The organism is Delftia sp. S65, assembly GCF_016516495.1.
In the GTDB taxonomy this organism is placed as follows: Bacteria; Pseudomonadota; Gammaproteobacteria; order Burkholderiales; family Burkholderiaceae_C; genus Comamonas; species Comamonas acidovorans.
In genome coordinates, this window is the sequence record NZ_JACVUR010000008.1 from 128,093 (window position 1) to 152,576 (window position 24,484).

19 protein-coding genes and 1 other RNA gene are annotated in these 24,484 nt (G+C 67.9%); 10 read left to right on the forward strand and 10 right to left on the reverse strand.

The features are described from left to right. Positions 1-56 precede the first annotated feature (56 nt). From IAE24_RS10035 to dapF, 6 genes are all read right to left on the reverse strand, one after another. A complete protein-coding gene (locus tag IAE24_RS10035; protein ID WP_199960723.1) occupies positions 57-1,838 on the reverse strand; it encodes an STAS domain-containing protein in 1,782 nt (593 codons plus the stop codon). Between the two features lie 45 nt (positions 1,839-1,883). Continuing rightward, the gene (dksA, locus tag IAE24_RS10040; protein ID WP_012203387.1) at positions 1,884-2,378 is read right to left on the reverse strand and encodes an RNA polymerase-binding protein DksA; all 495 of its coding nucleotides are present in this window, start codon (positions 2,376-2,378) and stop codon (positions 1,884-1,886) included. Between the two features lie 531 nt (positions 2,379-2,909). Continuing rightward, complete coding sequence (locus IAE24_RS10045) at positions 2,910-4,025, reverse strand: CobW family GTP-binding protein (RefSeq protein ID WP_013804115.1); 1,116 nt, start codon at positions 4,023-4,025, stop codon at positions 2,910-2,912. A gap of 134 nt (positions 4,026-4,159) precedes the next feature. After that, entirely contained in the window at positions 4,160-5,251 is a 1,092-nt protein-coding gene (locus IAE24_RS10050; RefSeq protein WP_199960724.1) for a tyrosine recombinase XerC, read from the reverse strand. 14 nt (positions 5,252-5,265) lie between these two features. Then, on the reverse strand, positions 5,266-5,979 hold the full coding sequence (locus IAE24_RS10055) for a DUF484 family protein (RefSeq protein WP_012203384.1): 714 nt from the start codon (positions 5,977-5,979) through the stop codon (positions 5,266-5,268). Then, a complete protein-coding gene (gene dapF / locus IAE24_RS10060; RefSeq protein ID WP_180318073.1) occupies positions 5,976-6,836 on the reverse strand; it encodes a diaminopimelate epimerase in 861 nt (286 codons plus the stop codon). The genes IAE24_RS10055 and dapF overlap by 4 nt, the downstream gene beginning before the upstream one ends. A gap of 115 nt (positions 6,837-6,951) precedes the next feature. Between dapF and IAE24_RS10065 the strand changes: the two genes are divergently transcribed. The 4 genes from IAE24_RS10065 to IAE24_RS10080 all read left to right on the forward strand — a co-directional run bounded on the left by IAE24_RS10065 (position 6,952) and on the right by IAE24_RS10080 (position 13,456). Next, a complete protein-coding gene (locus tag IAE24_RS10065) occupies positions 6,952-8,622 on the forward strand; it encodes an MBL fold metallo-hydrolase (RefSeq protein WP_199960726.1) in 1,671 nt (556 codons plus the stop codon). A 43-nt stretch (positions 8,623-8,665) separates the two neighbouring features. Next, on the forward strand, positions 8,666-9,409 hold the full coding sequence (locus IAE24_RS10070; protein WP_012203381.1) for a pseudouridine synthase: 744 nt from the start codon (positions 8,666-8,668) through the stop codon (positions 9,407-9,409). Positions 9,410-9,504: 95 nt separating this feature from the next. Then, a complete protein-coding gene (locus IAE24_RS10075; RefSeq protein WP_199960727.1) occupies positions 9,505-10,827 on the forward strand; it encodes a sigma-70 family RNA polymerase sigma factor in 1,323 nt (440 codons plus the stop codon). A 154-nt stretch (positions 10,828-10,981) separates the two neighbouring features. Beyond that, positions 10,982-13,456 (forward strand): TonB-dependent siderophore receptor, encoded by a 2,475-nt coding sequence (locus IAE24_RS10080; protein WP_199960729.1) that lies wholly within the window; start codon positions 10,982-10,984, stop codon positions 13,454-13,456. A 44-nt stretch (positions 13,457-13,500) separates the two neighbouring features. Here the strand turns inward: IAE24_RS10080 and rnpB are convergent. Both rnpB and IAE24_RS10090 read right to left on the reverse strand, forming a co-directional pair. Further along, an RNA gene (gene rnpB / locus IAE24_RS10085) (RNase P RNA component class A) lies at positions 13,501-13,926 on the reverse strand. 56 nt (positions 13,927-13,982) lie between these two features. Then, positions 13,983-14,777, reverse strand: a complete 795-nt coding sequence (locus tag IAE24_RS10090) for an AraC family transcriptional regulator (RefSeq protein WP_043780839.1) — start codon at positions 14,775-14,777, stop codon at positions 13,983-13,985. A 96-nt stretch (positions 14,778-14,873) separates the two neighbouring features. On the opposite strand from IAE24_RS10090, the gene IAE24_RS10095 reads away from it, so the two are divergent. The 4 genes from IAE24_RS10095 (at position 14,874) to IAE24_RS10110 (ending at position 19,552) form a co-directional block, all read left to right on the forward strand. Beyond that, complete coding sequence (locus IAE24_RS10095) at positions 14,874-15,773, forward strand: DMT family transporter (RefSeq protein ID WP_012203377.1); 900 nt, start codon at positions 14,874-14,876, stop codon at positions 15,771-15,773. 273 nt (positions 15,774-16,046) lie between these two features. Beyond that, on the forward strand, positions 16,047-17,366 hold the full coding sequence (locus IAE24_RS10100) for an MFS transporter (protein ID WP_034390465.1): 1,320 nt from the start codon (positions 16,047-16,049) through the stop codon (positions 17,364-17,366). Between the two features lie 87 nt (positions 17,367-17,453). Next, positions 17,454-18,131, forward strand: coding sequence for a DUF2848 domain-containing protein (locus IAE24_RS10105; RefSeq protein WP_199960731.1), 678 nt, complete (start codon positions 17,454-17,456; stop codon positions 18,129-18,131). A 50-nt stretch (positions 18,132-18,181) separates the two neighbouring features. Continuing rightward, positions 18,182-19,552, forward strand: coding sequence for an amidase (locus IAE24_RS10110; RefSeq protein ID WP_199960733.1), 1,371 nt, complete (start codon positions 18,182-18,184; stop codon positions 19,550-19,552). A 20-nt stretch (positions 19,553-19,572) separates the two neighbouring features. Here the strand turns inward: IAE24_RS10110 and IAE24_RS10115 are convergent, their stop codons facing one another. Next, complete coding sequence (locus IAE24_RS10115; protein WP_043822010.1) at positions 19,573-20,508, reverse strand: LysR family transcriptional regulator; 936 nt, start codon at positions 20,506-20,508, stop codon at positions 19,573-19,575. A 141-nt stretch (positions 20,509-20,649) separates the two neighbouring features. On the opposite strand from IAE24_RS10115, the gene cysK reads away from it, so the two are divergent. Both cysK and IAE24_RS10125 read left to right on the forward strand, forming a co-directional pair. Then, entirely contained in the window at positions 20,650-21,567 is a 918-nt protein-coding gene (gene cysK / locus IAE24_RS10120; protein WP_043822008.1) for a cysteine synthase A, read from the forward strand. 313 nt (positions 21,568-21,880) lie between these two features. Next, positions 21,881-23,737 (forward strand): ABC transporter ATP-binding protein, encoded by a 1,857-nt coding sequence (locus IAE24_RS10125; protein WP_013804128.1) that lies wholly within the window; start codon positions 21,881-21,883, stop codon positions 23,735-23,737. On the opposite strand, the gene IAE24_RS10130 is transcribed toward IAE24_RS10125, so the two are convergent. Further along, a complete protein-coding gene (locus IAE24_RS10130) occupies positions 23,734-24,480 on the reverse strand; it encodes a GntR family transcriptional regulator (protein WP_199960736.1) in 747 nt (248 codons plus the stop codon). The two genes, IAE24_RS10125 and IAE24_RS10130, sit on opposite strands and share 4 nt — an antisense overlap. Between the last annotated feature and the right edge of the window lie 4 nt (positions 24,481-24,484).

Consider the following 24,484-nt stretch of genomic DNA (forward strand, 5'->3'; position numbering starts at 1 on the left):
GCGGCGAGCGCGCCGTCCTGCCGCAAGGGATGTGGCGCAGCCGCCGCGCGGCAGGATCAGTCCCGCCGTGGAGTGACCTGCGCGTGCTCCTGGATGCCTATCACATTGAAGAACACCGCCACCAGCTGGTGCAGCTGGCCGAACTGCAGCACATGGCCCAGCGACTGCATGTGGGCAGCCCAGTTGAGCACGGAGCCGGCTGCCGCAAAGTCCATGCGCACCAGTTGGGTGCAGTCGATGAACACGGGCTCGCCCAGGCTGGCCCCCTCCTGCACCGGGTCCAGCCAGGTGGAGGCATCGCCTTCAATGGTGCCGGCCAGCGCAAATCGCACGGCGTCCGCCGTGGCAGCAACGCCTGCCGACAGGGGCGCATCCGCGCCCTCGGTTTCGATGGCTTGCGTCAGGCACTGGCAGACCGGGTCCACCCACGAGGGAGGCGAGACCTCATAGGTGACGCAGTAGTCCAGCGCCACCAGTTCGAAATCATCCTGCCGGTTCATCAAACGCAGCACCGCCATGCGCAACCGCCACCACAGCGTATCCACGCTGGAATCGCCCGAGGGAGCCAGCGTGCCCAGCAGCGCCAGCAGCCGGTCCGCATTGAGCAGCACGAACACGCCCTGCGAGCCCGCCCATTGCTGCAGCAGCGCCTCCAGGGGCGTGGCCGCCGCATCGTCGATGCCGGCCACTGCAGCCCAGTCCAGGCTCCAGGGGCTGGAAGCCTTGGCCTGGGAGGCCTTCAGCGCCGTCACGGCACTCGGCGTGATCTGTGCAGGTGCGCTCCAGCGCCAGCCACGCCCGGCCGCTGCGCCCGGCATGGGCATCACGGGGGCGGTGCGCTGTTGCGGCATCGCAAACCATTGGGGAGCGGAGCGGCCGAAGCGCGCCGCGAATTCGATGCCCGCCTTGTCGAACTGCAGCGGGCGGTCGGCCGCACGGTACAGGTCCAGCAAGGCCAGCCAGACCGGCAGCTGCGCGGGAACATCGCGCCGGTCGATCAGCTCCAGCATGCCCTGCTCGGCACCATCCACATCGCCATTGGCAAAGAGGATGGCCGGCTCTTCCAGGTCAGGATCATGCTCGAACACCACGAAGCAGGGCGGCACCATGTCCATGGGCTGCGGCGGAGAGACCTCGGTGGCCGCGAAGGCGGGCAGGAAATCGGTCGCCCCCTCCAATGGCCGCAGGGGGCGAGCCATGGGCATGGGGTCAATGATGGGGGCCGTCGAGACGGAGGGCACCTGCGGCGCAGGTGCCAGGCTCATGGGCAAGGTGGTGGCAAAGGCCGCCACGTCGCCGGGCGAGGCAATGGCCGGCGGCACCACGTCGCTGAGCATGGGAATCTGCCCAGACGGCGGCGGCTGCTTGCGAAACGAGGCCGGAGCGGGATTGCCGCCCGCAGGCAGCGCCATGGGAATGGTGGTTGCATCGGCCGCCTGCTTGCCCCGCCACCATTGCTGGGACATCTGGGCCTCGATCTCGTCGATCTTCTTGAGCGTGACGGCGCGTTCACCGGAGGATTTGGAGCTCAGCAAGCTGCTGAGAAATTGCGAGCCCTGCGCAGCGGGGCCGGGCACACCGACCGGTGCGCTGCCCGGCCTGGAGGCCTGTTGCAGCTCGGCCTGGCGCAGGCGGCGCAGCTGGTCGAACTCGCGCTTGCGCACGAAATCGTTGCGGCGCTTGCGCTCGATCATTTCCTTGAGCGCCTGCTTGCTGTACTGGCTTTCCTGCTCCCCGTCCAGGCCGTCGAGGTCGGACCAATTGACCGTAGGGTGGCGCACAAAGCGCACCACCTTGGACAACAACCCCCCCGATTTGCTGCTCTCTTCTTTTGCCATGGCGAGTCAGATTAGCACCGACGGCCTGCAGGCCGTTGCTGCAACTCAATCCCCATACATCTTCTGCTTGAGCTCGCGGCGCTGCTGGGCTTCCAGCGACAGCGTGGCCGTGGGGCGGGCCAGCAGGCGGCCCACGCCGATGGGCTCGCCGGTCTCGTCGCAGTAGCCGTAGTCGCCTGCGTCGATGCGTGCAATGGATTGCTCGATCTTCTTGAGCAGCTTGCGTTCGCGGTCGCGCGTGCGCAGTTCCAGCGCATGCTCTTCCTCGATGGTGGCGCGGTCGGCCGGATCGGGAACCACCACGGTGTCCTCGCGCAGGTTCTCTGCCGTCTCACCCGCGTTGGTGTGCATGTCGTGCTTGAGAGTGAGCAGCTTGAGGCGGAAGAACGCCATCTGCTTCTCATTCATGTATTCGTCATCCGACATGGCCAGCACTTCGGCATCCGTCAGTTCTTCCACCGACTTGGTCTTCCAGGCATTGGCCAGCTTGGGGTCTCGTTTCGTCGATCCCGACGAAGGCGTTTGCGTAGTGGTAGGCATAGTGTTGGTTTCGCTAACTTAGTCCGCGCCGAGGGCTTCGGACGGGGCCATGGATGGTACTGTCAATCGGGGCGCCCGGGTCGAATGCCGTGTAGGACAGCCGATCGCCGCAGTTGCGGAACCTGCCGGCTTCCCCGTGCGGCGGGGTGCGGCAATCCAGGCCGTGCGGCGGCCGTGCGTGCAAAGAGCCCTTTTGCGGTCAGCAAGGGACACCAGGTCGGCAACGCCGACCGCAGTGCGGACCGCGGCCTTCTGGCTTGCAGCCGGGGCCGGTGCGGCCACTGACGGCTTCTTGCTGGATTCGGCGCTCACTTGCTGTCTCCTCACGGTATGGGCGACCCCTGCGGGGCAGTCCATTGGGCTTGGGGGCTCTCTTCAGGGGCGCGATTGTATCGATGCTCTACAGGAGCGCAAGCCGTTGCACATACCCCACAGGAATGCAAAGGGGCCGCCCACGCATGCGGGCGGCCCCTGTGTCATTCAGATGTCAGCAAAAAGCCATCCGATTGCCCACAAAGGTTCACAAAAAACTCAGACCAGGCACTGCTCCAGGCCCTGCAGGAAGATGTCCTGGGGCAGGTCAATGCCAATGAAGACCATCTTGCTCTGGCGCTTTTCGCCCTCGGCCCACTGCGGTCCCAGGTCGCTGCCCATGAGCTGGTGCACGCCCTGGAAAATGACCTTGCGCTCCGTGCCCTGCATGTTCAGCACGCCCTTGTAGCGCAGCATGCGCGGGCCGTAGATGTTGACGATGGCGCCCAGGAAGTCCTCCAGGCGGGCAGGGTCAAAGGCACGGTCGGCACGGTAGACGAAGCTCTTGACGTCGTCATCGTGGTGATGGTGGTGCGGATGCTTGCAGTGCTCGCCGTGCTCGTGGTCATGGGCGTGGTCGTGCCCGCAGTTCTCGTCGTGCTCATGGCCATGGTCGTGGCCGCAGTGCTCGTCATGCTCATGCTTGTGGCCATGGTCATGTCCGTGGTCGTGGTCGTCTTCCTTGAGGAAGTCTGGATCGATGTCCAGCTTGGCATTGAGGTTGAAGCCGCGCAGGTCGAAGACTTCGTTCAGGGGCACTTCGCCGAAATGCACGGCGCGGATGGGCGCGCGCGGGTTCATGTGCTTGAGGCGGTGGATGAGCGCGTTCTTCTCGTCCTCGCTGACCAGGTCGGTCTTGGACAGGAACAGCTGGTCGGCAAAGCCGACCTGGCGGCGCGCCTCCTGGCGATCATCCAGCTGCTGGTTGGCGTGCTTGGCATCGACCAGGGTGAGGATGGAGTCGATCAGATAGGTCTCGGCGATCTCGTCGTCCATGAAGAAGGTCTGGGCGACGGGGCCGGGATCGGCCAGGCCCGTGGTCTCGATCACGATGCGGTCGAACTCCACCAGGCCCTTGCGGCGCTTGGCGGCCAGCAGCTGCAGGGTTTCGCGCAGGTCTTCGCGGATGGTGCAGCAGATGCAGCCGTTGCTCATCTGCAGGATCTGCTCCTTGGACTCCGTCCTGAGGATGTCGGTGTCGATGTTCTCTTCGCCGAACTCGTTCTCGATCACGGCGATCTTCATGCCGTGGGACTCGCTGAGCACGCGCTTGAGCAGCGTGGTCTTGCCCGAGCCCAGGAAGCCGGTGAGGATGGTGACGGGAATCAGTGCCATGGGATTGCTTTCAGAAAATTCAGCAAGGGGAAGCGGCAAGGCCCGTCCACCACGGACGGGCCTTGTCGAAAAGACGTTCCGAATAAGTTTAGCGAGCCTGTCAAGTGCCGTTTTGACAGAGGGCTTGGCCTTTTTTATCGGAGGCCGCCCTTTTCATCGCTATCGCCATTGCCATTGCCACTGTCGCTGCCGTCCCCACTCTGGCGCCGCGCGCGCGGATGGGCGCTCTCGTAGGCCTGGGCCAGATGCTGGAAATCCAGGCGCGTGTAGATCTGCGTGGTCGAGATGCTGGCGTGGCCCAGCAATTCCTGCACGGCGCGCAGGTCGCCGCTGGACTGCAGCATGTGGCTGGCAAACGAATGCCGCAGCACATGGGGATGGACACCGGCCGACAGCCCGGCCTGCTGGCCGCGCTGGCGCAGCCGCGCCCAGACCGACTGCGCGCCCAGGCGTTCGCCGCGCCGGCCAATGAACAGCGCCGGCTCCTGCCGCGCCGCCTGGGCCGCCGCGCCAGCCAGGCCCGTGTCCCGCAAGGCCAGCCAGCGCTGCAGCGCCTGCAGCGCGGCGGCGCCCACGGGCACGGTGCGCCGCTTGCCGCCCTTGCCCTGCACATGGGCGTCGGCGGCCTGCAAATCTATCCAGCCACGGCCCTGGCGCTGCGTGTCCTGGCCGGGCGCCACGTCCAGGCCCACCAGCTCGCCCACGCGCAGGCCGCAGCTGTAGAGCAGTTCGGTGATGGCGGCGTCACGTGCCTCGATCCAGGGGTCGGCGTGGGCGTTGCTGAAGGCGGCCAGCTGCACGGCGTCATCCACGCCCAATGCCTTGGGCAGGGGTTTGGGGGCCTTGGGACCGCGCACGCCCTCGACGGGATTGAAGGGCACCAGCGATTGCTGGGCCGCCCAGCGGAAGAAGCTGCGCCAGCCAGACAGGATGAGCGCAATGCCGCGCGGACTGCGGCCCCGGGAATGCATCTGGGCCACGAAGCGGCGGATGTGGGCGGGCTGCAGCGCCAGTAGCTCCTGGCCGGCGTCGCGGGCCATGGTGCAAAGCCGGGCCATGTCCAGCGCATAGAGTGCGCAGGTGCGGTCGGCCAGGCGCTTTTGCACGCGCACATGTTCCAGATAGGCATGGACGGCGGCGGGGAGCATCGCCAGGTTTTCTGCCGCCAGATCCTCTGCCGGAAGATCGCCTTCCGGGAGCCCGTCCCTGTCCGATGCTCCCGGCATGGGCTTTCAGCCGGTCAGCCGCGCGCCAGGGTCAGCGGCACGGGCCGCATGCGCGACAGGGCCGCGCTGGCCAGGGCCGAGATGCGCGAGAGGAATTCCGTGCCCATGGTGGCCTCAAAGCGCAGCGGATCGGGAGACCCCAGCACCAGCATGCCGAAGGCATTGGCCGGGTTGATGCTGTCGCCGTCATGCAGCGTGAGCAGGGCCAGGGACTGGGCCGCATCGGGATCGACCAGCCAGCCGCCGGGCTCGAAGCCCATGTTGGGGCCGCAAAACGGCATGGTCAGCGATGCCGCGAAGGACTTGGCGTCCTCGCTGACGCCCATGGTGTAGATGCTGCTGGTCTGGGCGCCGGAGACGTTCCACAGGCGCAGGGCCACCTGGGGCACCTCGAAGACATGCTGCAGGCTGGCCGTGAGCGCGTGGGGCAGCTCGCGCAGGTCCTGGACCTTGGCCAGGGCGCAGCTCCAGGCATGCAGCTTGTCGCCGATGGAGGCGTTCTCGCTGCTGTGGCGCATCATGTCCATGATGCGGTGCTCCAGGCCCTTGATCTTCTCGCGCAGCATCTCGGCCTGGCGTTCCTGCAGGCTGACGGTGCGCGGGCTGTGGCTGCTGACCAGCTGCACACGCGCGAGCATCTCGGCGTGGCGCTCGAAGAATTCCGGATGGTTCAGCAGGTAGTCGGCAATCGTCTCTTCGGTGACGGCGATATCGGTAGTGCTGTTCATGGCTGGTCGGGAACCTCGATCTGTCCTTCAAAAACAAACTCTGCGGGGCCGGTCATGCGCACTGCGCCGCCGTCCCACTCGATGGTCAGCCGGCCGCCGCGGGTGTGCACATCGACGCGCGCGTCGAGCAGCCCCCAGCGAATGCCGGCCACCACGGCCGCGCAGGCGCCCGTGCCGCAGGCCAGCGTCTCGCCGGCACCGCGCTCGTAAACACGCAGCCGGATCTGGCCGCGATCGACGATCTGCATGAATCCCGCATTGACGCGCTGGGGAAAGCGCACATGGCGCTCGATCAGCGGGCCCCAGGTGGCCACGGGGGCGTGGTCCACATCGTCCACCAGTTGCACCGCATGCGGGTTGCCCATGGAAACGGGGGCGATCCAGACCGTGGCCTCGTCGCCCAGCTGCAGGGGCCATTGCTGCGCCGCACCCAGCGGGCGAGGCACAAGGTCTGCACTATTGAAGGGCACCAGGGAGGGCTCCAGCACGGGCTGGCCCATGTCCACGGTGACGCGGCCATCGGCATGCAGCTCGGGGGCGATGAGGCCGGCCAGAGTCTGCACGCGGATGACGGACTTGCCGGTCAGGCCCTTGTCGTGCACATAGCGCGCAAAGCAGCGCGCGCCGTTGCCGCACTGCTCGACCTCGCCGCCGTCGGCGTTGTGGATCACATATTCGAAATCGATGCCTTCGGCGGGCGAGGGCCGCACCGTGAGGATCTGGTCGGCGCCCACGCCGAATTGGCGATGGGCGAGGAAGCGGTACTGGGCTGCGCTCAGGCCCAGCGGGCCGGCGGTTTCGTCGAGAACCACGAAATCGTTGCCAGCGCCCTGCATCTTGGTAAAGCGGATCTGCATCCGGCGATTATCCCCTGCACGGCAGCCTCATGGCGCAATCCGGGGCCATGCCCCGCAGCAGTACTTGCGTCTCTTGCGCAACAGCGGCGGGCGGGCCAATCCGCATAATGCCCCCATGACCCGCCCCAGCCAGCTCCTGCACCCCCAGCGCCAGCCCGTAGACACGCTCAAGGCCTCCACCGTCCTGCTGCTGCGCGACCGCGCCGATGGCCAGGGGCTGGAGGTGCTGATGACAAGGCGCTCGCCCAAGGCCAGCTTCGTGCCCAGCGCCTATGTCTTCCCGGGCGGCGGCATCGAGGCCCAGGACGCGGCCGAGGCCGCCCATGCCTGCGCCAGCACCCGTCCGGCCCAGGCCGGCAACGCACTGCGAATCACCCAGGCCATCGCCGGCCTGCGCGAGACCTTCGAGGAGCTCGGCATTTTGCTGGCCCACGACGTCCAGGGCCGACCGGTATCTGCCGCCGAGCTGGCCACGCTGGACCGCAAGGCGCCGCTGGTGCCCCAGTGCGAGGCACGCGGCCTGCGCCTGGCCGTGGATGCGCTGTGGTACCTGGCCCACTGGACGGCCGACCGCGACCAGCCCCGGCGCTTCGATGTGCCCTTCTTCGTGGCGCGCATGCCCGAAGACCAGGAACCCGACGCCGACGGGTCGGAACAGTTCGAGCCCATCTGGGTGCGCCCGCAGGAAGCGCTGGAGCGCCACCGCGCGGGCAGCTTCCCCATGATCTTCCCCACCATCCGCACGCTGGACCGGCTCAGCCGCTTCGCGGGCACCGATGCCGTGTTCGCCGCCCTGCAAGGCGAGCAGCCGCTGTGGCAGTGCTGCCCGCGCACCGGCTTTCTCAATGGCAAGGAAGCCCGCCACATGGAAGACGAGGCCCCCTTCGGCGAGCTGGAAATGGTCTGCCCGGACGGCCAGATCCTGCACACGCTGGACTGGCAGAGCGAGCGCGCCGTGCCACTGCGCAAGAACCTGCTGCGCCTGACGGCACCCAACCCCGGCGTGATGACCGGCCCCGGCACCAACAGCTATCTGGTGGGCGATGCCGCCACGGGCTACGCCGCCATCGACCCCGGCCCGGCCGATGCCGCCCATGTGCAGCGCCTGTTCGATGCGGCGGGCGGCGACATACGCCACATCCTGTGCACGCACTCCCATGCCGACCACTCGCCGGGCGCCGCGCTGCTGCAGGCGCTGGCGGTGCAGGCCGGCAGGCCCAGGCCCGCCATTGGCGGCCTGCCCTCGGCGCCCACGGCCCGGCCGGCCAGCCGCTTCACGCCCGACTACGCACTGACCGACGGCCAGCGCATCGTGCTGCAGGATGCGCAAGGCGGCACCACCCACACCCTGCAGGCCGTGTTCACGCCCGGCCATGCGGCCAACCATGTGTGCTTTGTGCTGGAGGAAGACGCCCTGCTGTTCAGCGGCGACCACATCCTCAATGGCAGCACCACCATCATTGATCCGCCTGACGGCAACATGCGCGACTACATCGATTCGCTGGACAGGCTCGACGCGCTGTGCGCCGCGCACGATGCGCGCTTCATCCTGCCGGCCCATGGCTATGTGCTGGGCTTTGCGCGCCAGGCGATCGCCAAGCTCAAGGCCCACCGGCTGGCGCGCGAGGCCAAGGTGCTGGCCGCCATGCAAAAACAGCCTGACGGCAGCGTGCAGGACTGGGTGCGGCTGGCCTATGACGACGCCCCGCCCCAGCTGTGGCCGATTGCCGAGCGCTCGCTGCTGGCGCATGTGGAGCGCATCCGTGCGCTGTGCGGGCGGCAATGACCGACGACGCGCGCGGGGCCTGGTATCTGGTTAAGCTGCGCGCATGTCTGAATCTGAAAGCGTTCGCCTGGCCAAGCGCCTGGCCGAACAGGAACAATGCTCGCGCCGCGAGGCCGAACTGCATATCACCGCCGGCAACGTCCAGGTGGACGGCAAGGTCGTGCAACTGCCCGAGACGCGCGTGCGCCCCGAGCAGCAGGTCACGCTGCGCAGCGGCGCCCAGCCCGAGGCCGTGCCGCCCGTCACCCTGCTGATGAACAAGCCTGCGGGCTACACCCAGGGCCGGCCCTATGGCCGGGTGCGCAGCGCCCACTCCCTGCTGGGCGAAGCCAGCATGGCCCAGGTGGACACGCCCATGCCGCTGCTGGTGCTGGCCCAGCACTTCAAGAACCTGGAATCCTTCCTGCCCCTGCCGCTGCCGGCCAGCGGCCTCATCGTCTACACCCAGGACAAGCGCGTGGCGCGCAAGCTGGGCGAGGAAGGCATGTGGCTGGAGCAGGAATGCATCGTCGGCGTCGAGGGCCAGATCCACGAGGACGGCCTGGAGCTGATGAAGGCCGGCCTGCCGATCGGCAAGCGCCAGTTGCCGCCCTGCCGCGTGAGCTGGCAGAACGAGAACCATCTGCGCTTTGCGCTCAAGGGCATCGCCCCCGACGAGATCGACGCCATGTGCACCGAAGTGGGCCTGCGCGTGGTCAGCCTGCGCCGCCTGCGCATTGGCCGCCTCTCTCTGGCCAAGGTGCCCGAAGGCCAGTGGCGCTACCTGATGCCCTGGGAGCGGTTCTAGGCCGGCATTGCCGGGTGCGCGGCGGGCAGCACATTCGGCAAATGAGAATCATTTCATAGAATGCGGGATTCCCGTGCTGCCTTCGGGCCTCCCGCATGCCTGCGCCCGCCTCTTCCTCTTCTTCCCTGCTGAGCACCTTCCAGGACAGCTACCACGAGCTGGTGCGCTTCGTGGCGCGCCGCGCCGGCCCGCAGGCCGCGCGTGACCTGGTGCATGACGCCTGGATACGCCTGGCCGAACGCCAGCGCGGCGAAAGCGATGCGCCCGCCGCTTCGGACAGTCCGCCAGGCGCCAGCCGCGCCTATCTCTACGCGGTGATGGAGAACATCGCCATCGACCACCTGCGCCATGGCCAGCGCACGGCCGAGCGCTTTGACACCAGCGCGAGGGAAGGCGAGCCGCCCTCCCTCCTCAGCCCCGATGTGGCCGACACCCATTCCTACCGCCAGGCCCTGGCCGGGGTCGAAGGCGCCCTGGCGCAGTTGCCCGCGCGCTGCCGCGACATCTTCCTGGCCGACCGCATCGAGGGCGCCTCGCATGCCGAGCTGGCCGAGCGCCACGGCGTCTCGGTCAAAACCGTGGAACGCGAGGTCATGCGCGCCATGGACAGCGTGGAAGCCTCGCTGCGCCGCTGGCGCGGAGACACCGCCGCACCCGCACCACGCACGGGCCGCCGCCGCGCCCTGTCCACCCTGCTGGGGATGGCGGGCCTGGGTGTCGGCAGCCCGGCGATCTGGCTGGCCTGGCGCCAGTGGATGCCGCAGTACCAGGTGCGACTGGCCACGGCCACCGGCCGCCTGCTGAACCAGCCCCTGCCCGACGGCAGCAGCTTGACGCTGGACGCCGCCAGCCGCGCCGAGGTGGACTTCTACGCCACGCGCCGCCAGGTGCGGCTGCTGGCCGGCAGCGCCTTCTTCGCCGTGGCGCGCGACACGGAACGGCCCTTCATGGTCCAGGCGGCGGACGTACAGGTCACCGTGCTGGGCACGCGCTTCGAGGTGGCGCTGGAGGACGATGCGGTGCTGGTCGCCGTCGATGCGGGCCGCGTGCAGGTGCGCGACGGCAGCGGCGCCCGGCATGAACTGGGTGCAGGCCAGATGCTGCGCCTGGCGCCAGGCCAGACGGCCGCCGTGCAAACGGTTGCGGCTGTGGCCGCCTGGCGCGAAGGCTGGCTGGACTTCCAGAACACGCCGCTGGCCGAGGTCGCTCGCCGCCTGGAGCGCTACAGCCTGCAGCCACTGCGCGTGGAGCCCGACGCCGCCGCCCTGCCCGTGCTGGGGCGCGTGCGCATTGCGGCCGCCCAGGGCTGGCTGCGCATGCTCCCGCGCACCCTGCCGGTCAGCGTGCAGGAAGAGGTGCAGGAAAAGGAGCAGGGCCCGGGAACCGGGCGCACCCTGGTCATCCGCCGCCGCAGCTGATGCGCCGATGCGCCCATGGCCCCGGAATGCACGGCACATGCACACCAGGCGTGAGGGAATGTCTGCGCCCGTTCGTATAGGCATGAGGACCCGGGAACGCGACGCATTCGCAGCCCGGAAATCGCCATTGCCCAGATCCGCCACGGGACCTTCCATGTCTTCCTTCCCCTCCAAGCCTTCCCGCCTTGCCCGCCACCATGCCGTTGCCGCGGGCATCGCGCTGCTGGCCCTGCAGCTGTCTCCAGCCGCTCTGGCCCAGGCGGCACCGGCCACAGCCACGGCCGCCAGCACCGACTTCCACATTCCCGCCCAGCCGCTGGACCAGGCGCTGGCCCAACTGGCCCGCCAGGCTGGCCTGCAGCTGCTGGCCGCGCCTGAACTGGTGCAGGGCCGCCGTGCGCCCGCCGTGGAAGGGCGCCTGAGCACCGCCGCCGCCGTGGCCCGGCTGCTGCGCGGCAGCGGGCTGGAAGGCCATGTGAGCCAGGGCACGCTGGTGGTGGAAAAGCCCGCCGGCACCGTGGCCCTGCCCGAAGTCACGGTCTCCGCCGTGGGCGAGACCACGACCACCGAGGGCTCGGGCTCCTACACCACGGGGCTGATGAGCACCTCGACCAAGCTGCCGCTGTCCATCCGCGAGACGCCCCAGTCCCTCACCGTGGTCACCCGCCAGAAGATGGACGACCAGGGCATGCTGTCCATCGACGACGTGGCCAACAGCACCACCGGCATCACCATCAACCGCTGGAGCGACGACCGGGCGCGCTATTTCTCGCGCGGGTTCGTGATCGGTTCGTTCCTGCAGGACGGCGTGCCCGTCTCGTATGAAACCGACACCTCCACCTACGACACCATGGCCATGTACGACCACGTGGAAGTGGTGCGCGGCCCCACGGGGCTGATGACGGGCGTGGGCGACCCTTCGGGCACCATCAACTTCGTGCGCAAGCGCGCGCCGCGCACCACCCAGCGCTCGGTCACCCTGCGCGGCGGCAGCTGGAACCAGGCCGTGGGCGAGGTCGATGTGGGCGGCGCCCTCAACGAGGACGGCTCGGCGCGCGGGCGTGTGGTGGCCTCGGCCCAGTCGCGTGACCACTTCATCGATGGCTACAGCAGCCGCCGCCAGCTGCTGTACGGCACCGCCGAGTTCGACCTGGGCCGCGACACCACGCTGAGCGTGGGCGGCTCCTATGTGAACGAAGACAACCCCGGCTCGCAATGGATGGGCGTGCCCATGGGCTTCGATGGCTCCTTCCTTGACATTGCGCGATCCAGGCGTTTCTCGCCCTCCTGGAGCAAATGGGACAAGAAGGAGGTCAGCCTGTTCGCCGACCTGGAGCACCGCTTCGACAACGGCTGGAAGGCCAGGCTGGCCGCGCGCGCCCTGCAGGCCAAGTCCGCGCTGGACGGCGCCTACCTGGTCTCGGGCGGCCTGGACGACCAGGGCCGCACGCGCTACGACGTGGCCGGCGGCCTGTACGACTACGACAAGCGCCAGCTCAGCCTCGATGCCTCGGCCCAGGGCCCCGTGCGCCTGTTCGGCCGCGAGCATGACCTGGCCTTCGGCCTCAGCCGCCGCACCATCCGCTGGAGCGACCAGGGCTACAGCTACCTGTCGCCCACCGGGGAATGGCTGATCGCCAATGGCGTCGATCCCTATACCTGGAACCCCGACTCGCTGGACCGCTCCGGCCTGCTGGCCGAAGACCTGTGGACGCGCCGCCAGAAGACCACGCTGACCTCGGCCTACGCCACGGGCCGCTTCCTGCTGGCCGAGCCACTGAACCTGATCGCCGGCGCGCGCCTGGACTGGTACGACTTCACCAACGTCCAGCGCCAGGGCAGCTGGAGCCGGGAGCGCGAATTCAGCGAGAAAGCCCATGCCACGCCCTATGCCGCGCTGACCTATGACATCAACAAGACCTACTCGGCCTATGCCAGCTACACCAGCATCTTTCGGCCGCAGGATTTTCTGGATGTCTCGGGCAGCATGCTGGCGCCGGTGGAGGGCCGCAACTTCGAGCTGGGCCTCAAGGGCAGCTACCTGGACGAGCGCGTGAACCTGGCCGTTGCCGTATTCAACACCACGCAGGACAACCTGCCCCAGGCCATCGCGGACATCAACTCCTGCACGGTGAAGACCAATTGCTACCGCTCGGTGGGCAAGGTCAGGAGCAAGGGGCTGGACGTGGACATCAGCGGCGAGATCCTGCCGCGCCTGAACGCCGGCCTTGGCTATACCTTCACCCAGGCCAAGATCGCCAGCGACAGCACCGAAGGCGCCAAGGGCGCGCCCTATGCCAGCTACACGCCGCGCCACCAGCTCAAGCTGTCGGCCATGTACCACCTGGGCGGCGAGCTGGGCGCATGGCGCGTGGGCGGTGGCCTGCGCTACCAGAGCCGCACCACGTCCGAGTCGCTGACCAGCGCCGAAGGCTATGCAATCCGCCAGTCCGCCTATGCCGTGGCCGACCTGGTCATCGGCTATCGGGTGAACCGGCAGCTGGACCTGCAGATGAACATCAGCAACCTGTTCGACCGCCGCTATTTCGAGACCCTGGGCACGAACAACGGCGGCAACTATTTCGGCGTGCCGCGCAGGCTGCTGCTGACGGCCAAATACCAGTTCTGAACCGCCCATGAAAATGCCCCGCCGGTGGCGGGGCATGGAAGAAAGTGTGAAGCGCGCCGATAAGCCGGATTCTGTGCACGCGGTTGCCCGCATGTGACCGCCATTAATCTGGGCCGGGCGTCGCCGCCCGGCTCGGTGCTACCTACCCGCACACTCCGGGGGCCCCGTCAACGTGTGCCTACTTGGTATTGCTGCGCGTAGAGATTGCCCGTTTCACCTTGGACGGTTCCCGTCCAAGGTGGCTGTGGGTTCCATGCTTGCGCATGGACCGTATGGCTTGCGCCATCCGGTTCGGCTTTCGCCGACCCACAGAACACCCGGGGGGAATTGTTCCGTCCAAACTCGTCTCTGTTGCTCTGATCCTCACCTCACGGTGGACAGCCGTTAGCTGCTACGCTGCCCTGTGCAGTCCGGACGTTCCTCCAGTGCCGTGTTTCCACGATTGCACCAGCGGCGGTCTGGCGTGCTTCACGGGCGGCATTATCTCGCGGCTTGGGCCGGGCTGCAGGCAGATGGCGCAACAGCCTCACGGCGGCATGCAGAACTCGCGGCGGAATTGTTCGGGTGAGGTGCCGGCCTCGCGCTGGAACATGGCGATGAAGGCCGAGGGCGTGCTGTAGCCCAGGTCATAGGCGATCTGCTGCACGCTCAGGCCGGCCTCCAGCGCGTCGATGGCCAGCAGGTAGCGCATGCGCTGGCGCCATTCGCCCAGGCCCATGCCCAGCTCGCGCTGGCAGTGGCGCGCCAGGGTGCGCTCGGTCATGTGCACGCTGGCGGCCCATTGGGCCAGGCTGCGGTGGTCCTCGGGCGCAGCGCGCATGCGGGTCAGCACTTCGACCAGGGCCGGGTGTTCGGCGGCCGGCAGATAGCCGGGCTCCACGGGAACGGCCCGCAACTGGTCGTAGAGCACACGGGCCAGGCGCAGGTCGGCATCCGTGGCGGGAATGTGCACGTCGCGCACGGCAAAGTCGGCCAGGATGGCCTTGACGATGGCGCCGATGCGCATGGAGCACGGCTGCGCCGGCAGCTCCCTGCACAACGCAGGCGCCAGGTAGACCGAGCGGTAGACCACGGCGTGCGCCACGTGGCAGCTGTGCACCACGCCGGGCGGCACCCAGACGCCGTACTGCGGCGGCGAGACCCAGTGCTGGCCTGCCGTGTCCATGCACATGCTGCCGTGGGGCGTGTAGTTCAGGTGACCCCAGCTGTGGCTGTGCGGCGGCACCTCGGTGTCGGCGCCGAATTCGTCGTAGCGGAAGTAGTACTCGCCCGGCACATCCTCGACGTTCTGGATGTGCATGGGCTTGCTGGGACGGGGCATGGCGGATGGTCCGGGTTGCGCTATCGATTGTCCGAAACCAGGGATGCACTCCAAGTCGGACAGAACGATCATAGGACCAGTCTTAGGAGTCTTCCAATGGGGTCTTACCTTTTCCCTTTGATCGCCGTGCTCATCTGGTCGGTCAATACCGTGGTCAGCAAGATGGCGGCCGACAGCATCGGCGCGGCCGAGATCGGTTTCTACCGCTGGCTGGTGGCAGCCGTGCTGTTCACGCCGTTCCTTTTGCCCTCCATCTGGCGCCAGCGCGCCGACATCCGGCCGCTGCTGCCGCGCCTCATCGTGCTGGGGATGCTGGGCATGGTGATCTACCAGAGCCTGGCCTATTACGCGGCCCATATGACATCGGCCACGCACATGGGCCTGATCGGCTCGCTCACGCCCATGATGGTGCTGGGCCTGTCCACCGCCATGCTGGGCCAGGCGTTGAGCCGGGGCGCCGTGCTGGGCTGCGTGCTGGCGATTGCGGGCGTAGCCCTGGTGGTGTCTTCGGGGCAGCCTGCCACCTTGCTCACCCAGGGCCTCAATGGCGGCGATGCGCTGATGTTCGTGGCCATGCTGGCTTATGCGGTCTACAACATCCTGCTCAAGCGCTGGCCCATGCCGCGCCTGGCCACGGTGCAACTGCTGTACCTGCAGATCCTGGTGGCCGTGATCGCGCAGCTGCCGCTGTTCCTGATGGCGCCGCGCACGGGGCTGAACGCGACCAACCTGCCGCTGGTGGGCTTTGCGGGCATCATGGCTTCCATCGCCGCGCCGCTGCTGTGGATGATGTCGGTGGCGCGCATCGGCCCGGGCCGCTCCAGCATGTTCTTCAACCTGGTGCCCATCTTCACGGCCGTGATCGCCTTCATGGCATTGGGTGAGCCCCTGGCGGCCTACCACGCCGTGGGCGGCGTGCTGACCATTGGCGGCCTGCTGCTGGCCGAGCTGTGGAAGCAGCCTTTGCGCGCACCGCGTGCCGCCGCCACCGCCTGAAAAATCAGGGTTTTCCCGAGCGCAAATGGTGCACGCATGCTGCATGCCGGTGCAGCGCCCGCACCAGCTCTGCCCATAAGAATTTGCATTCAGGCCTGCTCATAATTTCTTGTTGGACAGCCCTGTCCCGCCTTTCGATACTGCCGCCACAGGAACAGCTCCAGACGCCCGGCCGGTCCCACTGCAGACCCGCCAGCGCCTGAAGCCCCTGAGACACACGGGCCCCGCCCCGGTCCGTGTGCCCGCTGCACCGTCGAAGACAGGAGACACCCCATGAGCAGTCCGGCATCCGCCGCACATTCCCCCGCCCACGGCGCCGGCCAGGCATCGCCGCCCGACATGGACGCCACCTACCGCAAGATCGCCTGGCGCCTGATTCCCTTTCTGGTGCTGCTCTTCATCCTGGCGTGGATAGACCGCGTCAACGTCGGCTTCGCCAAGCTGCAGATGCTGGACGACCTGCAGTTCAGCGAGGCCATCTACGGCCTGGGTGCCGGCATCTTCTTCATCGGCTACTTCCTGTTCGAAGTGCCCAGCAACCTGCTGCTGGAGAAGATCGGCGCACGCAAGACGCTGGCGCGCATCACCATCCTGTGGGGCGCGGCCTCCATGGCCATGGCCTATGTGACCACGCCCACCATGTTCTACGTGCTGCGCTTCATCTTGGGCGTGGTGGAGGCCGGCTTCTTCCCCGGCGTGGTGCTGTACCTGACCTACTGGTTCCCGGCCCGCCATCGGGCGCGCGTCAACGGCCTGTTCATGACCTCGTTCGCCATTGCAGGCGCCGTGGGCGGCCCCATTGCGGGCGCCATCATGAATGGCATGCAGGGCGTGGGCCATCTGTCCAACTGGCAGTGGCTGTTCATCCTGGAAGGCATTCCTTCGGTGATCGCCGGCTTCTTCGTGCTGCTGTACCTGCCCGAGAAGCCCGCCAACGCCAAGTGGCTGAGCGCGTCCGAGCAGCGCGCCGTGACCGCCGCCGTGGAGGCAGAGAACCAGGGCGGCCACAAGCATGTGTCCTTCCTGGACGCCTGCCGCAACTACCGCGTCTGGCTGTGCGCTGCCGTGTACTTCTGCATCGTCAGCGGCAACGCCACCATTGCCTTCTGGTCGCCGTCCATCATCAAGGAGATCGGCATCCAGAACACGCTGCAGATCGGCCTGATCTCGGCCATTCCCTTCCTGGCCGGCACCCTGGCCATGGTCTGGAACGGCATGCATTCGGACAAGACCGGCGAGCGCCGCATGCACTGCGCCCTGTCCGCGCTGATCGCGGCGGCGGGCCTGATCCTCACGGGCCTGTTCCTGCACAACGCCGTGCTCGCCCTGTGCGCGCTGACGCTGGCCTCCATCGGCATCCTCGCGGCCTTTCCCGTGTTCTGGTCGATTCCTGCCGCCTTCCTGGCCGGCACGGCGGCGGCCGGCGGCATTGCGCTGATCAACTCCATCGGCAACCTGGCCGGCTTCGTGGCGCCCTACATGATCGGCGCGCTCAAGACCAGCACGGGGTCGCTGTCCTCGGGCCTGTACTTCGTGGCCGCGCTGGAATTCATGGCCGCCTTCCTGGTCGTGCTCTTCGTCAAGAAGCAGTGATGCCTGCGCGCCGCACCGCGCGCGCCACTGCCCCCTCCTCTTTCCCACCGGGGCCTGCGGCCCCGCCTTTTCCCTGGATCGCCTGCCATGCAACTGCAGTTCACCACCCCCGAGGGCCAGACCTTCGCCCCTGAATTCGACACCCTGATCGTCGCCGGCTGGGCCGGCCGCGACCGCGAGGCCATCGAGCACCACATCGAGGAGCTCGCCGCCATCGGCATCCCGCGCCCCAGCGCCGTGCCGCTGTACTACCGTATCTCCAGCAACCAGCTGAGCCAGCGCAGCGCGCTGCAGGTGCTGGGCCCGGACTCCTCCGGCGAGGTCGAGGTCTTCGTGTTCACGCACGAAGGCGAGATGTTCGTGAGCCTGGCCTCCGACCACACGGACCGCAAGCTCGAGGCCTACAGCGTGGCCTTTTCCAAGCAGGCCTGCGTCAAGCCCGTGGCCACCCAGGCCTGGCGCTTTGCCGACGTGGCCGGCCACTGGGATGAGCTGGTCGTGCGCTCGTGGATCGTGGAAGACGGCCGCGAGGTGCTCTACCAGGAAGGCACGCTGGCCAGCCTGCGCACGCCCCAGGACCTGATCGCAGGCTTCACGGGCGGCAAGGGTCTGCTGCCCGCAGGCTGCGGCATGACCTGCGGCACGGTGGGCGCCATCGGCGGCATCCGCCCCTCGACGCAGTTCTCCATGGAGCTGTACGATCCCCGCAGCCAGCGTTCCATCCGCCACAGCTACCGCAGCGAACTGCTGGACGTCGTGGCCTGAGCCACGAATCCGATCCGCCCACGCCCGCCTTCACCCACAGGACTTCCCACATGACCCAAGCCCTCCCCCTGCCCAGCCTGGAACTGGCATCACAGCGCCTGCATGGCGGCGAAACCACCTCGGTGCAGCTGACCGAGCAGGCCCTGGCCCGCACCATGTCGGGGGAAGGCCCCAAGGTGTTCACGCGCGTGTTCCAGGGCGCGGCCCTGGCCGAGGCCCGTGCCAGCGACGTGCTGCGTGCGGCCGGCCTGGCGCGCTCGCCCATCGAGGGCCTGCCGGTCTCGGTCAAGGACCTGTTCGACATCGCCGGCTTTCCCACGCTGGGCGGCTCGCGCCTGCTGGCCGACGCACCGCCCGCACAGCGCACGGCCGAAGTGGTGCAGCGCCTGCGCCAGGCCGGCGCCGTCATCGTGGGCACGACCAACATGACCGAGTTCGCCTACTCGGGCCTGGGCATCAATCCGCACTACGGCACGCCGCGCAATCCCTGGCAGCGTGACGAGGGCGGCGGCCGCATTCCGGGCGGCTCGTCCTCGGGCGCGGCCATCTCGGTCACCGACGGCATGGCCATGGCGGCCATCGGCTCGGACACAGGCGGCTCGGTGCGCATTCCTTCGGCGCTGTGCGGGCTCACGGGCTTCAAGCCCACGGCGCGCCGCGTGAGCATGGAAGGCGTGCTGCCGCTGTCGGCCAACCTGGACTCCATCGGCCCGCTGGCCCCCAGCGTGCGCTGCTGCGCCACGCTGGACGCCATCCTCTCCGGCGAGCCGCTGGGCGAGCTGCATGCCGCGCCGCTGCAGGGCCTGCGCCTGCTGGCACCCACCAACGTGGTGCTGGACGGCATGGACGCCACCGTGGCCGCCGCCTGGGAGCGCACGCTGACCCTGCTGTCGCAGGCGGGCGCCCACATCACCCATGCCGTGGTCGCGCCCTTCGGCGAGCTGGCCGACATCAATTCCAAGGGCGGCTTCACGGCCGCCGAGGCCTGGGCCTGGCACCGCCACCACATCGCCACGCGCCTGTCCGAGTACGACCCGCGCGTGGGCACGCGCATCCTGCGCGGCAAGGACATCAGCGCGGCCGACTACATCGACCTGCTGGCACGCCGCAGGCAGTGGATTGCCGCAGTCAGCGCCCAGATGGCCGACCATGACCTGATCGTCATGCCCACCGTGCCCTTGGTCGCCCCGAAGATCGCCGACCTCACGCAGAGCGACGAAGCCTACTTCGGCGCCAACGGCCTGATCCTGCGCAACCCCACGCTGATCAACTTCCTCGACGGCTGCGCCATCTCCCTGCCCTGCCACCGCGCAGGCGAGGCGCCCGTGGGCCTGAGCCTGGCCGGCCTCGGCGGGCAGGACCGGCGACTGCTGTCCGTGGCCCTGGCCGTGGAGCAGCTGCTGGCTTCGGCGCAGGGCTGATCGACCAGGCGGCCTCGGGCCTAGCCGCCCAGGCCGCTGCCCGGCAGCCGCGCCACGGCCTGGCCGTGGTTCAGCGCAAAGGCGGCGGCGGTCTCCTCGGCCGCGCGCGCCACCACTTCGGTCAGCGGGTTCTGGTGGTCATTGCGAAAGCAGGCCACCAGCGGCAGCGAGGGGAACTCACGGTCCACGCGCAGCAGGCGCAGGCGCTGCTCGGCCAGCTCGCGCTGGATGATGGCCGGCGGCACGGCGGCCACGCCCAGGCCGTCGCAGACCACGCGGATCATGGTGGCCACCGAGGCGATGCAGTTCAGGTGCACCGAGGCGCTGCTTTCGGTGGAGAACAACTGCTCGATCACCGCATACGGCTCGGAGCCGCGCGCAAAGCACATGATGGGAAAGGCCGCCAGCTCGGCCAGGCTCAGGGTCTCGTCGCCAATGCCCAGCTTGGGGCTGCCCACCCAGGCCATGGGAAATTCACCCAGCGACAGATGGCCCACGCCGGCCGCCGTCACGGGCTTGGCCTGCAGCGACAGGTCCAGCTGGCCCTTCACCAATTGCTCGGACATGTGCAGCGTGGTGTCGCAGGCGATCTCCACCTGCAAGCGCGGATAGCGCTGCTGCAGCAGCGCCAGAAAGTCGGGAAACCAGCTGTGCACGATGGACTCGATGGCGCCGATGCGGATCACGCCGGCATAGGCCTGCTTGTCCAGCATGTCCTCTCGCATCTCGCGCATGAGGCGCAGCATGCGCTCGGCATGGACCAGGGCCTTGGCGCCGTCGGCCGTCAGCGTGACCTCGCGCACGCCACGGTCGAACAGGCGCACGCCGAACTCCTGCTCCAGCGTGGCGATGCGGCTGGAGACGGCGGCCTGCGTGGTGTACAGCCGCTCGGCCGTCATGCGGAAATTGCGCAGCTCGGCCAGCAAGACAAAGGTTTCCAGGAACCGTAGATTCATGCGGCGATGTTAGCCGTCCAGGCCATATCGATATAGCCCATGCATAGAACAGCTGCGTGCACAATGAATGCTTGGTTTTCGCGCAGTGTCTGCGCGCCACCCCCGACTGTCCAACCACCACCCCAAAATCGCGGAGGTCCGATGAGAGCTGACAACATCCTGCAAACGATTGGCAACACGCCCCATGTGCGCATCAACCGCCTGTTCGGCGCCGGTGCCAATGTGTGGATCAAGTCCGAGCGCGGCAACCCCGGCGGCTCCATCAAGGACCGCATCGCCCTGGCCATGGTCGAGGACGCCGAGAAGTCCGGCGCCCTGCAGCCCGGCGGCACCATCATCGAGCCCACCAGCGGCAACACCGGCGTGGGCCTGGCCCTGGTGGCCGCCGTCAAGGGCTACAAGCTGGTGCTGGTCATGCCCGAGAGCATGAGCATCGAGCGCCGCCGCCTGATGCTGGCCTACGGCGCCAGTTTCGACCTCACGCCCAAGGAAAAGGGCATGAAGGGCGCCATCGCCCGCGCCCAGGAACTGGCCAGCCAGACGCCCGGCGCCTGGATTCCCCAGCAGTTCGAGAACCCCGCCAACATCGACGTGCATGTGCGCACCACGGCCCAGGAAATCCTGGCCGACTTCCCCGAAGGCCTGGATGTGCTGATCACCGGCGTGGGCACGGGCGGCCACCTGACCGGCGTGGCCAAGGTGCTCAAGGCCAAGTTTCCCCAGCTCAAGGTCTTTGCCGTGGAGCCTGCCGCCTCGCCCGTGATCTCGGGCGGCCAGCCCTCGCCCCACCCCATCCAGGGCATTGGCGCAGGCTTCGTGCCCAAGAACCTGGACACCAGCCTGCTGGACGGCGTGATCCAGGTCGAGGCCGAACCCGCGCGCGAGTACGCACGCCGCTCAGCCCGCGAGGAAGGCATCCTGGTCGGCATCTCCTCGGGTGCCACCCTGGCCGCCATTGCGCAAAAGCTGCCCGAGCTGCCCGCAGGCGCCAAGGTGCTGGGCTTCAACTACGACACGGGCGAGCGCTACCTGTCGGTGGAAGGCTTTCTGCCTGCCTGACCGGCGGCAAGCCCCGCCCGCTGCAGTGCACTGCACTGCGGCATGAAACACAAGGCCTCGCAAGAGGCCTTTTTTGTTGCCGCCAGCGGCATGCTGCATTCCCCATTCGCGCACAACGAAGCGGCCCCGGACGCGGACAATCTTCCCCACGGCGCCGTGTTCCCCCTGCACTGAAATCCGGGCGCGAACCCACGCGTATGACAGTTGTGTGGAGATTTCTTACAAAACATGTTGCGGCCCAAGGTCATGCTGAACGCGCATCGGGCAAACCCGACTCTGGCCTACGATGGTCTGACCAAGGAGTAAAAAAATCTTGTTCGGTTTCTTTGAAAAACGCGTTCCGCCCTATCCCAGCGTCGAGCCCACGGTCCCGCCCAAGGGCTTTTTTGCCTTCATCTGGGCCTGCACGCAAGGCATGCGCGGCTGGATCGCGCTGCTGACCTGCACCTCGGCGCTGCTGGCCGTCTACGAGGCGGCGCTGTTCGCCCTCATGGGCCATGTGGTGGACTGGTTGTCCACGGTGTCGCCAGCCGGTTTCTGGGCAGAGCAGCGCGGCACGGTGTGGGGCATTGCCGCCGTCCTGCTGTCCAGCGTGCTGTTGCTGGCCTTTCACACGGCGGTGATGCACCAGGTGCTGGCCATCAACTTCCCGATGCGGCTGCGCTGGGTGTTCCACCGGCTGATGCTGGGCCAGAGCATGTCGTTCTATGCCGACGAGTTCGCGGGCCGCATCACCACCAAGATCATGCAGACCGCGCTTTCCGTGCGCGAAGTGGTGTTCATGGTGGTCGATGTGCTGGTGGGCGTGAGCGTCTACATGATCGGCATCCTGATCCTGGCGGCCAGCTTCGAGTGGCGGCTGATGATTCCGTTTGCGCTGTGGCTGGCCGCCTATATCGGCGCCTGCTGCTACTTCGTTCCGCGCCTGGGCAAGATCGGCAAGGAGCAGGCCGATGCACGCTCCATGATGACGGGCCGCGTGACCGATGCCTACACCAACATCGCCACCGTCAAGCTGTTCGCCCACACGCGCCGCGAGGCCGAATACGCGCGCAACGCCATGGAGGCCTTCAAGTCCACGGGCTATGCGCAGATGCGGCTGGTCAGCCAGTTCGAGATCGTCAACCACCTGATGATCACGATGCTGCTGGTGGGATCGGCGGGCACGGCGCTGTACCTGTGGTCGGCCGGACAGGCCAGCGCAGGCGTGGTGGCGGCCATCATCGCCATGGCGCTGCGCCTGATGGGCTATTCGCACTGGGTGATGTGGCAGATGACGGGCCTGTTCGAGAACGTGGGCACCATCCAGGACGGCATCCTCACGCTGACCAAGCCGCGCACCATCGTGGACGCGCCCGACGCCAGGCCTCTGCAGGTCACGCACGGCGCCATCGCCTTCGAGGACCTGAGCTTTGCCTACAAGGACGGCGGCAAGCAGGTGATCGACCACCTGAACCTGCACATCCGCGCCGGCGAGCGCATCGGCCTGATCGGCCGCTCGGGCGCGGGCAAGTCCACGCTGGTGAACCTGCTGCTGCGCTTCCATGAAGCCCAGGGCGGGCGCATCACCATCGACGGCCAGGACATCCGCACCGTCACGCAGGACAGCCTGCGCGGCGCGGTGGGCATGGTCACGCAGGACACCTCGCTGCTGCACCGCTCCATGCGCGACAACATCCTCTACGGCCGCCCCGACGCGACCGAGCAGGAGATGCTGGCCGCCGCGCAGAAGGCCGAGGCCTCGGACTTCATCGCCACGCTGACCGACCTCAAGGGCCGTGGCGGCTACGACGCCCAGGTGGGCGAGCGCGGCGTCAAGCTGTCGGGCGGCCAGCGCCAGCGCGTGGCGATTGCGCGCGTCATGCTCAAGGACGCGCCCATCCTGCTGCTGGACGAGGCCACCAGCGCGCTGGACAGCGAGGTCGAGGCGGCCATCCAGCAAAGCCTGGACAGCCTCATGCACGGCAAGACCGTGATCGCCATCGCCCACCGGCTCTCGACCATCGCGGCCATGGACCGCCTGATCGTGATGGACCAGGGCCACATCGTCGAGCAGGGCACGCACCAGCAACTGCTGGAGCTGGGCGGCATCTACGCCAAGCTGTGGTCGCACCAGAGCGGCGGCTTCCTCGCAGAGCAGGGCTCGGAAGCTGCCAACGCCAACGGCTAGACGCTCGCCAGATCCCGGTCCAGCTGCGTATGCAAGGTATAGCGGCTGGCCGGGTGCAAGGTCACGCTGAGGTCCATCAACTCCCCATCGGTATCCAGGTAGCGGCGCACGATCTTCAGCGCCGCTGACCCGGCCGGGGCCTGCAATTCCTCCGACAGCGCCTCGGGAATGAGCGCTCCCACCACGGCCTGCCGCACCCGCGCGATGCGCAGGCCGTATTGCTGCTCCAGCAGGCTGCTGACCAGCAACTCGGGCGCAGCGCGCACGCGCTCGGCCAGTTCCTGCGTGTCAAAGCGCTGCGCATCCACATAGACCACGGTCCAGGCAATGGGCAGGTGCGGCGCGGCGCCGTCGCGGCGCAGGCTGCAGATGGCCAGCCAGCGGCTGCCGGCCGGGCAGTCCAGCTCGGCGGCCAGGTCCTGGTCCAGCACCACCTCCTCGATGCGCCGCACTTCGCGCACATGGGTGGCGCCGAACTGCACCAGGTCCTCCAGCGAGGTCAGCGCCTGGCGGTAGTGCGCATGGGGCTGCGCCGCCTCCACGCGCGTGCCCACCTTCTTGCGCCGCGATACCAGCCCCGACTGCTGCAACTCGGAAATCGCCGCGCGCACGGTGTGGCGGCTCACGCCATAGCGGTCGCACAGCTCCAGCTCGGTGGGCAGCAGGGCGCCCACGGCGTATTCGCCCGAGGCAATGCGCTCGGACAGGTCGCGCGCCACCTGGGCATAGCGTGTCTCAGCCATGGGC

Coding starts and splice junctions, on each gene's coding strand:
- IAE24_RS10035 (WP_199960723.1), bottom strand. CDS start 1,838: ATGGCAAAAGAAGAGAGCAGCAAATCGGGGGGGTTGTTGTCCAAGGTG.
- dksA (WP_012203387.1), bottom strand. CDS start 2,378: ATGCCTACCACTACGCAAACGCCTTCGTCGGGATCGACGAAACGAGAC.
- IAE24_RS10045 (WP_013804115.1), bottom strand. CDS start 4,025: ATGGCACTGATTCCCGTCACCATCCTCACCGGCTTCCTGGGCTCGGGC.
- IAE24_RS10050 (WP_199960724.1), bottom strand. CDS start 5,251: ATGCCGGGAGCATCGGACAGGGACGGGCTCCCGGAAGGCGATCTTCCG.
- IAE24_RS10055 (WP_012203384.1), bottom strand. CDS start 5,979: ATGAACAGCACTACCGATATCGCCGTCACCGAAGAGACGATTGCCGAC.
- dapF (WP_180318073.1), bottom strand. CDS start 6,836: ATGCAGATCCGCTTTACCAAGATGCAGGGCGCTGGCAACGATTTCGTG.
- IAE24_RS10065 (WP_199960726.1), top strand. CDS start 6,952: ATGACCCGCCCCAGCCAGCTCCTGCACCCCCAGCGCCAGCCCGTAGAC.
- IAE24_RS10070 (WP_012203381.1), top strand. CDS start 8,666: ATGTCTGAATCTGAAAGCGTTCGCCTGGCCAAGCGCCTGGCCGAACAG.
- IAE24_RS10075 (WP_199960727.1), top strand. CDS start 9,505: ATGCCTGCGCCCGCCTCTTCCTCTTCTTCCCTGCTGAGCACCTTCCAG.
- IAE24_RS10080 (WP_199960729.1), top strand. CDS start 10,982: ATGTCTTCCTTCCCCTCCAAGCCTTCCCGCCTTGCCCGCCACCATGCC.
- IAE24_RS10090 (WP_043780839.1), bottom strand. CDS start 14,777: ATGCCCCGTCCCAGCAAGCCCATGCACATCCAGAACGTCGAGGATGTG.
- IAE24_RS10095 (WP_012203377.1), top strand. CDS start 14,874: ATGGGGTCTTACCTTTTCCCTTTGATCGCCGTGCTCATCTGGTCGGTC.
- IAE24_RS10100 (WP_034390465.1), top strand. CDS start 16,047: ATGAGCAGTCCGGCATCCGCCGCACATTCCCCCGCCCACGGCGCCGGC.
- IAE24_RS10105 (WP_199960731.1), top strand. CDS start 17,454: ATGCAACTGCAGTTCACCACCCCCGAGGGCCAGACCTTCGCCCCTGAA.
- IAE24_RS10110 (WP_199960733.1), top strand. CDS start 18,182: ATGACCCAAGCCCTCCCCCTGCCCAGCCTGGAACTGGCATCACAGCGC.
- IAE24_RS10115 (WP_043822010.1), bottom strand. CDS start 20,508: ATGAATCTACGGTTCCTGGAAACCTTTGTCTTGCTGGCCGAGCTGCGC.
- cysK (WP_043822008.1), top strand. CDS start 20,650: ATGAGAGCTGACAACATCCTGCAAACGATTGGCAACACGCCCCATGTG.
- IAE24_RS10130 (WP_199960736.1), bottom strand. CDS start 24,480: ATGGCTGAGACACGCTATGCCCAGGTGGCGCGCGACCTGTCCGAGCGC.